13 protein-coding genes are annotated in these 13,625 nt (G+C 66.4%); 5 read left to right on the forward strand and 8 right to left on the reverse strand.

Features of this window, described 5'->3' with window-relative positions:
* Positions 1–71 precede the first annotated feature (71 nt).
* Together ACWEO2_RS14435 and ACWEO2_RS14440 are read left to right on the forward strand one after the other, a co-directional pair.
* Positions 72–521 (forward strand): DUF3151 domain-containing protein, encoded by a 450-nt coding sequence (locus tag ACWEO2_RS14435; RefSeq protein ID WP_452405724.1) that lies wholly within the window; start codon positions 72–74, stop codon positions 519–521.
* 105 nt (positions 522–626) lie between these two features.
* Positions 627–1,730 carry an FUSC family protein gene (locus ACWEO2_RS14440; RefSeq protein ID WP_355181912.1) on the forward strand — a complete coding sequence of 368 codons (1,104 nt, stop codon included), beginning with the start codon at positions 627–629 and terminating at the stop codon, positions 1,728–1,730.
* A 292-nt stretch (positions 1,731–2,022) separates the two neighbouring features.
* Here ACWEO2_RS14440 and ACWEO2_RS14445 read toward each other — a convergent pair whose 3' ends face one another.
* The 3 genes from ACWEO2_RS14445 to ACWEO2_RS14455 all read right to left on the reverse strand — a co-directional run bounded on the left by ACWEO2_RS14445 (position 2,023) and on the right by ACWEO2_RS14455 (position 4,615).
* Positions 2,023–2,871: a glycosyltransferase family 2 protein gene (locus ACWEO2_RS14445; RefSeq protein WP_452405725.1), complete on the reverse strand. Its 849-nt coding sequence runs from the start codon at positions 2,869–2,871 to the stop codon at positions 2,023–2,025.
* A 299-nt stretch (positions 2,872–3,170) separates the two neighbouring features.
* Positions 3,171–3,959: a site-2 protease family protein gene (locus tag ACWEO2_RS14450; RefSeq protein WP_452405726.1), complete on the reverse strand. Its 789-nt coding sequence runs from the start codon at positions 3,957–3,959 to the stop codon at positions 3,171–3,173.
* Entirely contained in the window at positions 3,956–4,615 is a 660-nt protein-coding gene (locus tag ACWEO2_RS14455; protein WP_452405727.1) for a hypothetical protein, read from the reverse strand. The genes ACWEO2_RS14450 and ACWEO2_RS14455 overlap by 4 nt, the downstream gene beginning before the upstream one ends.
* A 304-nt stretch (positions 4,616–4,919) precedes the next feature.
* On the opposite strand from ACWEO2_RS14455, the gene ACWEO2_RS14460 reads away from it, so the two are divergent.
* From ACWEO2_RS14460 to ACWEO2_RS14470, 3 genes are all read left to right on the forward strand, one after another.
* Positions 4,920–6,209: an adenylosuccinate synthase gene (locus ACWEO2_RS14460; protein WP_452405728.1), complete on the forward strand. Its 1,290-nt coding sequence runs from the start codon at positions 4,920–4,922 to the stop codon at positions 6,207–6,209.
* Between the two features lie 80 nt (positions 6,210–6,289).
* Positions 6,290–8,899: a LuxR C-terminal-related transcriptional regulator gene (locus ACWEO2_RS14465; protein WP_452405729.1), complete on the forward strand. Its 2,610-nt coding sequence runs from the start codon at positions 6,290–6,292 to the stop codon at positions 8,897–8,899.
* A 10-nt stretch (positions 8,900–8,909) separates the two neighbouring features.
* Positions 8,910–9,830: an AraC family transcriptional regulator gene (locus ACWEO2_RS14470; RefSeq protein WP_452405730.1), complete on the forward strand. Its 921-nt coding sequence runs from the start codon at positions 8,910–8,912 to the stop codon at positions 9,828–9,830.
* Positions 9,831–10,012: 182 nt separating this feature from the next.
* On the opposite strand, the gene ACWEO2_RS14475 is transcribed toward ACWEO2_RS14470, so the two are convergent.
* From ACWEO2_RS14475 to ACWEO2_RS14495, 5 genes are all read right to left on the reverse strand, one after another.
* Positions 10,013–10,765: a DUF427 domain-containing protein gene (locus ACWEO2_RS14475; protein WP_452405731.1), complete on the reverse strand. Its 753-nt coding sequence runs from the start codon at positions 10,763–10,765 to the stop codon at positions 10,013–10,015.
* 430 nt (positions 10,766–11,195) lie between these two features.
* Positions 11,196–11,669, reverse strand: a complete 474-nt coding sequence (locus tag ACWEO2_RS14480; protein ID WP_452405732.1) for an NUDIX hydrolase — start codon at positions 11,667–11,669, stop codon at positions 11,196–11,198.
* Positions 11,653–11,847 carry a hypothetical protein gene (locus ACWEO2_RS14485; RefSeq protein WP_452405733.1) on the reverse strand — a complete coding sequence of 65 codons (195 nt, stop codon included), beginning with the start codon at positions 11,845–11,847 and terminating at the stop codon, positions 11,653–11,655. Before ACWEO2_RS14485 ends, ACWEO2_RS14480 begins: the two co-directional genes overlap by 17 nt.
* A gap of 53 nt (positions 11,848–11,900) precedes the next feature.
* Positions 11,901–12,359: a MarR family winged helix-turn-helix transcriptional regulator gene (locus ACWEO2_RS14490; protein ID WP_452405734.1), complete on the reverse strand. Its 459-nt coding sequence runs from the start codon at positions 12,357–12,359 to the stop codon at positions 11,901–11,903.
* A gap of 124 nt (positions 12,360–12,483) precedes the next feature.
* Positions 12,484–13,539, reverse strand: a complete 1,056-nt coding sequence (locus ACWEO2_RS14495; protein WP_452405735.1) for an acyl-CoA dehydrogenase family protein — start codon at positions 13,537–13,539, stop codon at positions 12,484–12,486.
* Positions 13,540–13,625: the final 86 nt, after the last annotated feature.

The following is a 13,625-nucleotide window of genomic DNA, read 5'->3' on the forward strand; positions in this document are numbered from 1 at the left end:
AATCAGCAATTCGTCCAACTGTGAGGATTCCCCCGCGCCACGACCCGGGCGGTCGGTGCACAATGAACCGCATGACCTCGTTCGGTGACTTGCTCGGACCGCAACCGGTACTCCTGCCCGAAGACTCCGAAGCGGAGGAGGCGCTGCTCGAGAAGGCCGATCCGGTGCAGGTCGCGGCCGCGCATCCGGCGGCCTCGATCGCATGGGCCCATCTTGCCGAGGCCGCGTTGGCGCGCGGTGGGGCCGAGGGCGACGCCCAGGTGGTCAACCACGACATCGTCGCCGCGTACGCGTTCGCGCGCACCGGCTACCACCGCGGCCTCGATTCCTTGCGACGCAATGGCTGGAAGGGTTTCGGGCCGGTGCCGTGGAGCCATGAGCCCAATCGCGGTTTCCTGCGCAGCGTCGCCGCGCTCGCGCGCGCGGCCAGGGCTATCGGCGAGACCGAGGAGTACGCGCGCTGCCTGGATCTGTTGGAGGACTGCGACCCACGCGCAGCTGCGGAGCTCGGGCTCGACTGAGACAGCGTGAAAACAGCATCGCGTAGCGATTCGAAGGGGGGTGGCGGTCGGGCGACGGGTGGGCTCGATCCGAATTCCCCCGTTGGTGTCGCCCGCGCCAGCACTATGGAGAAGTTGCGCAGTTCGTGGGCGCGGTTGCGGCTGTCCGCGCTGCCGATTCTGCAGTGCGCGGTCGGTGCGGCGCTGGCCTGGTTTATCGCGCACAAGATAGTCGGGCATACCCAGCCGTTCTTCGCACCGACCGCGGCCGTGGTCTCGATCGGCATTTCCTTCGGTGCGCGGCTGCGCAGGTCGGTGGAACTGGTGGTCGGCGTCGCGGTCGGCATCGGCATCGGCGACCTGTTCATCACGCGCGCGGGCACCGGCGTCTGGCAGATCGCCCTGGTGGTCGCGGTGGCCATGGCGCTCGCGGTCTTCCTGGACGGCGGGTCGATCATCACCATGCAGGCCGCCGGTTCCGCGGTGCTGGTGGCCACCCTGCTGCCGCCCTCGGCGGGCGGCGGCTTCTCGCGCATGATCGACGCGCTGGTCGGCGGACTGGTCGGCGTGGTCGTGGTCGCCTCGATCCCGCTGCATCCGGTGCGCCGGGCCCGTGAGCAGGCCGCGGAAGTCCTTGCGGTGATGGGCAAATCGCTGCACGAGTGCGCCGACGGACTGCTCGAACAGGATCAGGAGAAGATCCGCCTCGCCCTGACCGCCGCCCGCAAGACACAGCCGCAGATCGACGGCCTGCGCTCCACCCTGGAGGGCGGTCGCGAGATCAGCCGGATCTCTCCGCTCTACTGGAATTCGCGCGCGCGCCTCGACCGCATCCGCGCCACCGCCGATCCGCTCGATAACGCGGTCCGCAACACCAGGGTGCTGCTGCGCCGTTCGCTGACGCTGGTGCAGGACGACGAAATTCTCGATCCCCGACTCATCGAGGAACTCGAGCGCCTGGCCCAGGCCGTCGACGTGGTGCGCCGAATGATGCTCGCCGATCCCGGCCAGCAGCCGGATCAGGCCGAGGCCGCCAGGGTGCTGCGCGGCGTCGCCAAGGCCACGCGGCCGGAACTCGTTGACGGCGCGGGACTTTCGGCGCATGTGGTCTTCGCACAGATGCGTTCCATGCTGGTCGATCTCATGCAGGTCTGCGGTATGCAGCGCATCTCCGCAATGGCGATGCTGCCTCCGACGGTCCCGAATCCGCATGTGCCGCCCGAGCAATAGCACGACTACTCAGCGGATTTCAGCCATTTTCCGTCGTGCGGGAACGCCTGCGCGATCCCCGGCGCGCGAACCGGCGATCATCGCGTAGTGCGCTACTCGTGTTCGCACGTCGTCGCGGTCATAGCCTCGAGAGGTAACCGCGGTGACGAGGGGTATTGCGGTTCAGCGGCTTCGCACGATGGCGAGACGCCCTACCGGCCATATGGTGTGGTGGCCGGGCGGGTAGGGGCGCACCGTGGTCGAGCGAAGAGGTCGCCCGGTCCCAGAGGACCGGGCGACCGGAACCCGCGATTCAGTCCACCGGGGACAGGCGTTCCGGACTGCCGCGCAAAGTGAAGCGGCGACGATCGAAATCCCATAGCCGATAGATCGGCCATTGCAGGGTGTGCCCCAGCCAGGCCAAGCTGGCGTAGACCCGGGTCACCGGCAGGAGGTGATATCCCCGATTCGTGAGGGCGTCCAGTCCACGCAACTGATAGGTCCAGAATTCACGGGGATTGGTCCGGCGCCGCCGGGCCGAGATCCGCACCCGCTGATCCGGGAGCTGTTGAATGTGCAGCCCCTTTATCGACAGGCACAGTGCCAGATCCAGATCCTCGTGGATATCGGTCCGAGTGGTGGTGTCGTCCTTGACTTCATCCCATGCGGTGCGGCGGATGGCCATATTCGCACCGTGCATATTGCCGACCGGGCCGCCGAACATGCCGAGCTTCAGCTTCGCCCAGACGCCGATGTCCAGGAAGAAGGGGACCGGCGAGTCGTGGTAGGTGAAGATGCCGGTCGTCGCGGCGACATCCGGATGTGCGGACGCATAATCGCGGATGGCCGCACCCCAGTACGGCTCGACGAAGGTGTCGGCGTCGATGCGGGCGATGAAATCACCGCGCGCCTTTGCCAGTCCGGTATTGCGTGCGGGGATGAGACCCCGCGTTTCCTCGTAGACGAGTTCGACCTTCGGATGTGCGGCCGCGTATTCACGCACGATCGCGTCGGTGCCGTCGGTGCTGCCGTTGTCGACGACGATGATTTCACTGATCGCTTCCTGGTCCACGAGTCGTTCCAGGCACTGCAGTATGAGCGCGGCTTCGTCGAGAACGGGGATGACCACCGACAAGGTGATGAGGGATGGCGTGCCAGTCATGGCATAGCTCCAAAGGGTCGAGCACAAGCTGGAGATGACGACCGCCTGGATTGTTTCGGGCGGTCGGAGGTAGGACAGCGCTGTCTACGGGGGGTCTGGGCGAGTCGGAGAGTGCCGTCGCCATGGTGTTTGTCAGGCGCGAGTTGAACGCGCCGCTCGTCGCGATCGACCGGGGCGTTCTTTCTCGCAACCTAACCGCTCAAACTTCTTGAACGGGTGTCCGGGACGATAGTTGGCGCGGGTGAACAGCGGGATCCCCAGCACTGGGAACAGATCGGACCGACCGGTTCCGAAACCGGCTACGTCCAGAACCGGGTCAGCCAGCTGCCGAACCGCGACCAATCCGCGTCGACCCCGGACAATTCGTACAGCGAGTAGACCGCGTCGAAGAACACCTTGTTGATCGATGGCGTGAACAGCAGCGCAAACAGGATCAGCATGCCGAAGGGCTTGAACTGATCGAGCGCACGCCGGGTCTGATAACTCAGCGACGGCTCGATCAGGCCGTACCCGTCCAACCCGGGCACCGGCAGAATGTTCAAAAGCGTTGCGGTGATTTGCAGAAACGCCAGGAAGCTCAGGCCGTACCAGAACGCGCGATGCGACGTGTCGCTGCCGAAGTACCGCACAACCACCAACAGCAGCACCGCACACACCGCGTTCACCGCGGGCCCGGCACCACTGATGATGCGCTGCATGCGTGGGCTGACGTTATGTGTGTGCACATACACCGCACCGCCCGGCAATCCGATACCGCCGAGCGCGATGAACACCATCGGGAACACGATCGACAGCAGCGGATGGCTGTATTTCAGTGGATTCAGCGTGAGATACCCCCGCAATTCCACCTCGCGGTCGCCCGCCCGCCAGGCCGTGAACGCGTGCGCGAACTCGTGCAGACACAGTGTGACGATCCAGCCGAAGACGACGAGCAGAAATACCCCGAACTTCGCCCGCGTGGACTGCGCGTCGGCATTCCAGGCCAGCACCCCGCCCGCCACGGAGATCGCGATCACCAGTAGGAATACCGGGCTCGGGCGCACGGCGCCGAGTCCAGAGCGGCGGTCTTTCGGGAATGGAATCGTCATCGAACCAGTAGCCAGTTTTCGTGATGCCGATAGAACGACGAGCGCGGCAGAATCCGCTCATTGGCAATGCCGTCGCGGGTCACCACCGCCCCCGGTGTGCCCAGCTGCGCGGCCCGTCCCGCCAGCCAGTGACGTCGGCGCAGGAACCTTGGCACGGCCGCCCGCACACCCGGCAGTTCGAGTGTCGGGGACACGAGCATCGCGTTGACCTTGCCGGAGAACAATTGGGCGTCGTCCACGTAGGCCTCACCCTCGAGTTTCCCGCCGCCGGGGCCGGTGACCACGGCCCGTCCGACCAGCACCGTTCCGGTGTCGTCACGGATCAGCGGGACTTCGGATGCCCGGCCCTCCACCGCCCGCTTGGCGGCGGCATTGCCGGTTCCGGTCTGGTAGGCGCGGGAGCCGTAGGTCTTGTCGACGGGCACATAGCCGATCTCCACATGGAGTCGTTCGGTGCGCATCAGATGGGTCAGCACCGAGGCCAGGGCGGCGTCGTCGCCGAGCACGATCAGCCGGGGCAGGCTGTCGGCGGCGAGGACGGGTAGTAGCTCATCGATCACGCTGGTGTCCGGGATGGCGGTCGTCTGTGAGATCGGCAGTGACGCGAGGGCGATGGGTACTGGTGCGCCGTCGCAACAGAGAACGTGGGTACTCAAACTGCGGTACACCCTCCTCGGTTCGGCCGACAAACCCGTCGGCCACCCTCGCCACTTCCCCGGTCGGATACCTGCTCGTCCGCCAGTGCCACGCAACCATAGCCCTGCCCGACTACGGCCACACGGTTGCCGAGCCTACGGTGCGATCCGGTTCGATGCCGCCTCGAACGCTTTGGGTAGACTGTGCTTCCGGCCACCGCCTCAGTACGGCAGGTAGCTGCAGCACAGGTGTTCATCCACCCGGTCGGCCGCGCCGACTGCCATCGCCCGGGGTGTTGCGCGTCGAACCGTAGGAGACACGACCATGCCGGCAATCGTCCTGATCGGCGCCCAATGGGGCGACGAGGGTAAGGGCAAAGCAACCGATCTGCTCGGTGGCAGGTTGCAATGGGTGGTTCGCTACCAAGGCGGCAATAACGCCGGTCACACCGTCGTGCTGCCCAATGGCGATAAGTTCGCACTGCATCTGATCCCGTCCGGCATCCTCACCCCCGGCGTGACGAATGTCATCGGCAACGGTGTCGTGGTCGATCCCGGCGTCCTGCTCGCAGAGCTGGCCGGACTGGAGGAGCGCGGCGTCGACACCTCGGGTCTGCTGCTCTCGGCCGACGCGCACCTGATCATGCCGTACCACGTGGCCATCGATAAGGTCACCGAACGCTTCCTCGGCAATAAGAAGATCGGCACCACCGGCCGCGGTATCGGTCCGTGCTACCAGGACAAGGTCGCCCGGGTCGGCGTGCGGGTCGCCGATGTGCTCGACGAGAAGATCCTGACGCAGAAGGTCGAAGCCGCCCTGGAGTTCAAGAACCAGGTGCTGGTGAAGATCTACAACCGCCGCGCGCTCGACCCGCAGCAGGTGGTGGACGAGGTGCTCGAGCAGGCGGACAGCTTCAAGCACCGCATCGCCGACACCCGGCTGGAGTTGAATCTGGCGCTGGAGCGCGGCGAAACCGTGCTGTTGGAGGGTTCGCAGGGCACCCTGCTCGATGTGGACCACGGCACGTATCCGTATGTCACCTCGTCCAACCCGACCTCGGGCGGTGCGGCGGTCGGCGCCGGCATCGGACCCAACAAGATCAATACGGTGCTCGGCATCCTGAAGTGCTACACCACCCGCGTCGGTTCGGGTCCGTTCCCGACCGAACTGTTCGACAACTTCGGTGAATTCCTGGCCAAACAGGGCGGCGAGGTCGGTGTGACCACCGGCCGGGCCCGCCGGTGCGGCTGGTTCGACGCGGTCATCGCGCGCTACGCGACCCGGGTCAACGGCATCACCGATTACTTCCTCACCAAGCTGGACGTGCTGTCGAGTCTGGAGCGGGTGCCGATCTGTGTCGCCTACGAGATCGACGGCAAGCGGGTCGAGCAGATGCCGACCACACAGACCGAATTCCACCACGCCAAGCCGATTTACGAGGAGATGCCCGGTTGGTGGGAGGACATCTCGCACGTGCAGACCTTCGAGGAACTGCCCGCCAACGCGCAGGCCTATGTGCTGCGCCTGGAGGAGTTGTCCGGCGCCCGTATTTCCTGCATCGGCGTCGGACCGGGGCGTGACCAGACGATTGTCCGCCACGACGTACTCGGCTAGGGCTACAAGAGCGGAATCGGTGCGCCCGTTCATCGTTCGTTGTCATCGATCATGATCCGGGACGAACTAAAGTAAGAGCTATGGCTCGGAACTGGCCGATGATCGAGCGCGAGACCGAGTTCGAAGCGATCCGCGCAGCACTCACCGGTACCGAATATGTCGGTGCGGTACTGACCGGAGACGCCGGTGTCGGAAAGACGACACTGGCCAGACACGCGACGGCGGCCGTGGGCGGCAATATCCGGTGGGTTGCGGGCACGGAATCGGCCCGCAGCATCCCGCTCGGCGTATTCGCCCATATGGTCGGCGTTTATACCGCGCACGATCCGGTGACGTTCATGTCCGCCGCGCGCGAGGCACTGCTCGCCGACGGGCACGCGATCATCGGCGTCGATGACGCACACCTGCTCGACCAGCTCTCGGCGACACTATTGCTGCAGTTGGCCATCGATAAGGCGGCACATATCGTCGCGACCGTGCGCAGCGGGGTGCAGGTGCCCGATGCGGTCACTTCGCTGTGGAAAGACGGCCACCTGCTGCGCGTCGATCTCAACCCGTTCAGCCAGCAGCAGAGCGTCGATCTGGTCGAGCAGATGCTCGGCGGACAGCTCGAGGGTTTCACCGCCAATCTGATGTGGGAGTCCTCCGGCGGAAATGCCCTGTTCCTCCGGCACTTGGTGGAGGGCGCGCTGGAGGCGGGTTCGCTGCGGCAGGTGAACGGGGTCTGGCAGCTGCGCGGCCGGGCCGCGGTGACCTCGGAATTGGCTGCGCTACTCGAGGATCGGGTCGAACAGCTGCCCGATTCGGTGTTGCGGGTGCTCGAACTGCTCACCTTCTGCGAGCCCATCGACCTCGACGTGCTCGCCGAAGTGGCGGGTGAGGAGGCCGTGGAGGCCGCCGAAACCCGTGGTCTCATCCGGGTTGTCGAGAATGCCAACCAGCTGATCGTGCGCTACAACCATCCGCTGTTCGGTGAGGTGATCCGGCGTCGGCTCGGCATCGCCTCGGCGCGGCGACTGCGTGGTCGGCTGTACTCCTCGCTCAAGGAACGGCCGATCAATTCCGCCCCGGACCGCATCCGGTTGGCCGAATTGGCCTTGGACAGTGATAAATCCGCCGATCTCGAACTCTTCGAGGCGGCCGCCGCCGATGCGATCGGGTTGGCCAATCTGCCGCTCGGTGAGCGTTTCGCAAGGGCCGCGGTGGAACGTCGCGGTGGGGTGGAGGCCGCGGATCTGCTGGCGCGCGCGCTGCTGTGGCAGGGCCATCGCATCGAGGCCGAACGCACCCTGGCCAGCTTCGATCCGGATCATATGAACGAGGTGCAGCTGGCCCGCTGGGGCAGCACCCGGGTGTCGAATCTGTTCTGGGCCATGGGCGATGCCGAGCGGGCCGATGAGGTGCTCGCGATGTTGCGGACCAAGGTGCGGCATCCGAAGATCGTCGCGACCTTCGATGGCCTGGCCTCGGCGTGTGCGGTCAATGAAAATCGGCTCGAGGACGCATTTTCCGCGGCCGAGGCGGTGATGGAGACCAAGGGCGCACCGCCGTGGGCGGTTTGGTGGGCCTCCTTCGGCGGCGGGCTGGCGCTGGCGCTGATGGGCAAGGGCGAGGCGGCGCGGCAGTACGCGGCCCGCGGGCATCAGGTGGAGTCGCATATCGACGGACTCAACCGGTACATCTCCACCCACGCCGAGGTGCTCGCGCTGACCTTCACCGGTGATCTCGAGGCCGCACGCCGTTGTGCCGCAGGGCATTTCGGCTATTCGTCGGCAGGTCAGTACCTGGCTTGGGGCATGTCGAAAATCCTGCAGGGGACCGTCGATGTGGCACAGGGCCGCTTCCTGGACGGGATCGAACATCTCGAACAGGCAGTGGCCGCGCTCACCGCGGAGGGCGCCGCCGCCTGGCATATTCCGGCGAGAATCCGTTTGGCCGAAGCATATTCGGCACTCGGCCGGGCGCCGGAGGCCGCCGAATCCATTGCCGAGGCGATTGCGCGCGGCGGCAGGCACAGCGCGGTCTACGACCCGCAGTTGGAGATCGCACGGGCCTGCGTCGCTGCCGCGGAGGGCACCGTCACCCCGGCCATCCGACTGGCCATGGGCGCCGCCGATGCGGCGGCACGCTCACATCAGCACGCCATCGAGGCCATGGCACTGCATGCGGCCGCCCGCTTCGGCGACCATTCCGCGGCAGGCCGACTCGCCGATCTGGCGGTTCGGGTCGACGGTGGTTTGGTGCAGATCCAGGCCAGCCATGCGGTGGCCTTGGCCGCCCACGACGGACCCGGCCTGGATGCGGCCGCGGCCCAATTCGAGCGCATCGGTGCCTTGCTCTCGGCCGCCGACGCCGCCGCCCAAGCGGCATCGGCCCATGAACGAGCCGGAGACCGCCGCCGCCTGCTGGAATCCGCCGCCACTGCGAACCGCCTGGCCGCGGCCTGCGGCGGTGCGAGCACCCCCGCCCTGCGCCAAGCCGCCCAGCCCTTACCGCTCACCTCCCGCGAACGTGAAATCGCGAATCTCGTTGCGGCAGGACTGTCCAACCGGCAGATCGCCGACCGCCTGACCGTTTCGGTCCGCACCGTGGAGGGCCACCTCTACCGCGCCTGCATCAAGATGGACGTGACGGACCGGGAAACCCTAGGAGCGCTCATGCGCGGTGAGTCCTCCGGCGGAGCCAGCTGAGGGAGAGCAGGTGGACATCCTCAGCGAGACCATCGCGGCCATCCGCACGGGCAACCCGACCTCCGGTCTGTTCGTCCGGCACGCGCCGTGGGGCCGCGCCTATCCGGTGGTCCCCGGCGCGGGTTTCCATGTGGTGCTGCAGGGTTCGTGCCTGGCGGTGCCCTATGGCGGGGAACCGATCGCTCTCGAGGTGGGCGATGTCCTGTTCATGCCGCGTGGTGCCGACCACGATCTGGTCGACCGCCTCGACAGTCCGGTCACCGAGAAGGCGCAGCCGGGTGAGTCGCGCGAGATAATCGGACCCGGCGTCCGCACCGCGTTGCTGTGCGGCGCATACGAACTCGGCGGGCAGCGCAGCCACCCGCTGCTCGACGAACTCCCCGAATTCATCCATCTCCCGGCGCGTCCCGGTCGGCACCCGTCCCTGCGCGCCGCCGTCGAGCTGCTCGCCGCCGAGGTCGCCGAACCGAAACAGGGCAGCGATGCCGCCGTTCCCGCCATTCTGGAGACCCTGCTCCTGTTCATCCTGCGCGCCTGGTTCGACGAACAGGCCACCGGCGAACCGGCAACGGGTTGGGCTGGTGCGTTCGCCGATCCGGCGGTCGCCGCCGCCCTGCGCGCCGTGCACGAAGAACCCGGCCGCAGCTGGACCGTCCCCGACCTCAGCGATATCGCTGGCGTATCGCGCGCCACCCTGGCCCGTCGCTTCGCCGCCACCATCGGTGAACCGCCGCTGGCCTACGTCACCCGCTGGCGCATGCTCACCGCCGCCCGCCTGCTGCGCGATACCGACAGCCCCCTCGGCGCCGTGGCCCGAAAGGTCGGCTACACCTCGGAATTCGCCTTCGCCAAGGCCTTCAAACGCGAATACGGCTTGCCGCCGGGCCAATACCGCCGCGCCGATGATCAGCCACCGCTGATCGCGGTCTGAAGCTCACCCGGCCTCGGGGCCAGCCCTGTGCGCTGGCGGCGCAGTCGAGCTTCCTGACGAACCTGCGGCGCTCTGACCGAATCGGTCGGACGTGATGCGGCATCGAGCGATCTGCGCAGCGTGCCGACAGGTTCGGCCAGCAGCACGGATTTCCGTGGCTTCGAGAGCCAGCTCGAGGTGAATCAGCTGAATGGGGTGTGCGGGCGGGGCTGGAGTTCGCCGTCCACGAAGATATCGACCTTTTCGTTGTAGAAGCAGGCCAGGCCCGCGATCTTCTGGCTTTCCGGGAGTGGGGTGCGGTAGGTCCAGACAATGTCCGGGTGGTCCTTGTCCGCGATGCGGACGGTCCAGTACTCGGCGGTGCCTTTGTACGGGCAGCGGGTGTGGGTTGTGGAGGGGCTCAGCAGGTCCATGCGGACGTCGGTCAGCGGGAGGTAGTACCGCGCGGGAAGTCCGGTTTCGAAGAGGATGCGCGGGGAGTGGGAGTCGGCGACGGTGACACCGTCGATCTCGACGCGGACGTGGCGCGAGCTGGCGAGGATATCGACCCGCGAATACGGATCGCGCGGGTGGACGTAGACCGGCTCGTCTTCCTCGAACCACTCGTCCATCGAATTCCAGTCCAGCCGTACCAGTTCGTCGAGTTCGGGAATCGGCGAATCATGGTGGCGCAGTGCGGCGCCCGGCGCGGTCACACCGTTGAGCAGCACATCGTATTCGGTCGCATCCCCGCGACTGGGGGAATGTTTGGTCCTGCCATTGGGCTCGAGCTTCGCGTGCAGATCCGCGACCGGCAGGTAGTAGGTCGGATAGTGCGGTCCTTCCCATACCAGCACCGGTCGTATGGTGTCGGCGACCAGCTGTCCACGCAGGTACACCCGCACCCGTTTCTGGCCGGTCTCGACCTTCACCCGGCCCCGCGTCTCATCAGTCATACCTTCCGACCGTACTCCGCGCGGGTTACCTGGCAGGTCGGTCGCCGACTGATCGCCTGCGCCTCATCGACGCCGTGCGGCGCTGGGTCGTGGCCATCGGTATGGGCCAGCGCGCAACGCCCGGTGAGCAGCACGAGCACCAGGCCACGGCGCCCGCCGGACCCGCCCGGAACGGCAGGCCGATGCTGTGTTTGCCGAGCTTGCCCGCCAGGTGGGGGCCGCGGCGCCGCCAGCGAAGCGGACGAAACTGTACGCGGCGGATGCGGTCGCCGCGTTCCACCGGCGCCGAGATCATGATGGCCTCGGTGATCAGCGTGTTGTTGATGGCGATAACAGGCCCGCCGGGACGGTCCCGGCGATCAGCACCGGCTTGTCATCGGGTAGCAGGCCAGGTCGGCGGCGAACAATGCCAGCGCGGCCTATGCGTCGCTCATCCCAGATACGGCGTCGAGCGTTGTTCGGCGTGGTGCTGCAACCGGAGCCGAACCGTCTGGTGTACCGGCAGTGTCTCGAGTTCTTCGAGCCGAAGGAATTTCACTTCCGTCGACTCGGAACTGACCTCGATCCGGCCACCGATCACCCTGCCGTAGAACGTGATGTTGAACTCTTGGCGGATCTCGCCGTCCGCGTAGGCGATCACGTGCTGAGGGTCGGTATAGATACCGAGTATCCCGGTGATCTCGATATCCAGTCCGGATTCCTCTTTGGTCTCACGGATCACGCACTGTTCGAGCGTTTCTCCGATCTCCATGATTCCTCCGGGGAACGACCAGTTCCCGGAGTCGCTTCGGCGCTGCATGAGGATGGCCCCCCGGTCGTCGACGACCAGTGCCGAACCTCCGGGGACCAAGCTGTTCGGCCTGGGTGCGTTCGGATCTCGGTAGTAGTCACGCCGTGAGCCCATCGGGATTCACCTCTTGCAGGTACGGGGTTACGGTTCCCCAGATCTGTTCGAATTGGTCTTCGAACGATGCGAACAGCCCGTACGGGGAGAGCTTTCGGAGGTAGAGCGCGGGGTGCTGATAACCCCGCGCTCGAACCAGGTACGGCGTCACCAACATCAGGTCATCGAACCTGAACACCGAGTTGTTGTCTTGCCTCGCGGCACCGGCCACGGCGGCACACGTCGCTCACCTCAGGTCGAATAGTGCTGTGGCGCAGCCTTTTTGAGGGCGTCCAGCAGTTCTGTCAGATCTGTCTCCATGCGGGCGAGGCGGGCGGTATCGAATTCGGGCAGTCGGGTCGCGAGTGCGGTGCCGAAGGCGCGTCGCGCGCGCTGCAGGCGGTCACGTCCGGCCGGGGTGAGTTCGACGACGACGGCCCGCGAATCCTGCGGGTCCTTGCGTCGGGTGGCGAATCCGTCCGCGACGAGTCGCCCGATCAGCGCCGTTGCCGCCGGTTGCGAACATCGATCGATGCGGGCGAATTCGCTGACCCGCACGGCGCCGTGTTCATCGAGCACCGCCAGTGCCCGCATAACGGCCCGTGGTAGGTCCTCGCCGCTGATCACCCCGGCCAGCCGGGTCAGCCGACCGGCGGTGACAAGTAGATTGACGACGCTGTCCTCTGCGGATGTCACCGGTGTCTGCTGCACGCCGTTATTATTGCATAACCTAATTATCTATCTCGATCAAGTGCGTTTCGATCCGCTCTACCTGCGGAAACGGCAGCGCCCCGGAGAGTGGGAGAGCTCTGCCGGGGCGCTGCCGGTGTGGTGACTACGCGGGCTGGACGAGCGGCCGGTGCGGCGTGCCGAACAGCTGGGCGTCACCGTGTGCGCGCTTGAAGAACAGGTGCGCGTCGTGCTCCCAGGTAATGGCAATGCCGCCGTGCAACTGCACCATCTCGGCGACGATCGTGCTGAACGCCTCCGAACAGTGCAGGCGAGCCGCCCAGACATCCTCGGCCGCCGATGACGACCGCTCCGCGACGGCGGTGGTCGCCGCATAGGAGCTGGACTTGGCCGATTCCACCAGCACGTACATATCCGCCATGCGGTGCTTGAGCGCCTGGAAGCTGCCGATCGCGCGACCGAACTGCACCCGTGACTTGGTGTACTCCACCGTCAGCTCCAGGCAGCGCTCGGCCGCGCCCACCTGCTCGGCCGCGACGGCGGCCCAGGCGATTTCGTGCAGTCGCGCGGTGACGGCGGCGGGATCGCCGGTCCCGAGCCGTCGCCCTGCGACGCCGGTGAAGGTGATTTCGGCGAGCTTACGGGTCGGATCCATGGTCGGCACCGAATGCCGGGACACGCCATCGGCCGCGGCATCGACCTCGAAAAGTCCCGTCGGCGTCACCACCACGAGAGTGTCGGCGTGCAGCCCATCGAGTACGTAATGTGCTGTGCCGGACAGAATTTCGCCATCGGCATGCACGCCGGGCGCATCCCAGCCGTCCGGGCCCGCCCAGCAGAGGGCGATCGTTCTCGCGCCCTCGGCGACCTCCGGCAGCAGCCGCTCACATGCGTCGACGTCACCGGACAACAGCACCGCCTGCGCACCGAGCACGGCCGAACCGAGCATTGGCACCCCGGCGAGTGTGCGGCCCAATTCGGTGACCACCAGCAGGGATTCGACCAGACTCGCGCCGAATCCGCCGTACTCCTCCGGAATCGCCAGCGCGGCGACGCCGACCTGCTCGCACAGTAGCCGCCACAGCTTCTCGTCGTAGCCGAGCTCGGTATCCATACCCGCGCGCACCGCCGCGGAGCCCGCGTGCTTGGTCAGCAGCGCCCGCACCGATGCGATGAATTCCTGATGTTCAGTGCTGGTCATGCGAAACCTCGTATGGGCGATCGCACGATACGTCGCGAGCGCGCGAGTCGTTCGGGCGATGGCGGGTCGGATACGGGACACGGCTG

This window comes from Nocardia sp. NPDC004278, assembly GCF_053602975.1.

Excerpts from the sequence above, each read along its gene's own strand:
- ACWEO2_RS14495 (WP_452405735.1), bottom strand. The coding sequence starts at position 13,539 with ATGACCAGCACTGAACATCAGGAATTCATCGCATCGGTGCGGGCGCTG.
- ACWEO2_RS14475 (WP_452405731.1), bottom strand. The coding sequence starts at position 10,765 with ATGACTGATGAGACGCGGGGCCGGGTGAAGGTCGAGACCGGCCAGAAA.
- ACWEO2_RS14450 (WP_452405726.1), bottom strand. The coding sequence starts at position 3,959 with ATGACGATTCCATTCCCGAAAGACCGCCGCTCTGGACTCGGCGCCGTG.
- ACWEO2_RS14445 (WP_452405725.1), bottom strand. The coding sequence starts at position 2,871 with ATGACTGGCACGCCATCCCTCATCACCTTGTCGGTGGTCATCCCCGTT.
- ACWEO2_RS14435 (WP_452405724.1), top strand. The coding sequence starts at position 72 with ATGACCTCGTTCGGTGACTTGCTCGGACCGCAACCGGTACTCCTGCCC.
- ACWEO2_RS14465 (WP_452405729.1), top strand. The coding sequence starts at position 6,290 with ATGGCTCGGAACTGGCCGATGATCGAGCGCGAGACCGAGTTCGAAGCG.
- ACWEO2_RS14480 (WP_452405732.1), bottom strand. The coding sequence starts at position 11,669 with ATGGGCTCACGGCGTGACTACTACCGAGATCCGAACGCACCCAGGCCG.
- ACWEO2_RS14460 (WP_452405728.1), top strand. The coding sequence starts at position 4,920 with ATGCCGGCAATCGTCCTGATCGGCGCCCAATGGGGCGACGAGGGTAAG.
- ACWEO2_RS14440 (WP_355181912.1), top strand. The coding sequence starts at position 627 with ATGGAGAAGTTGCGCAGTTCGTGGGCGCGGTTGCGGCTGTCCGCGCTG.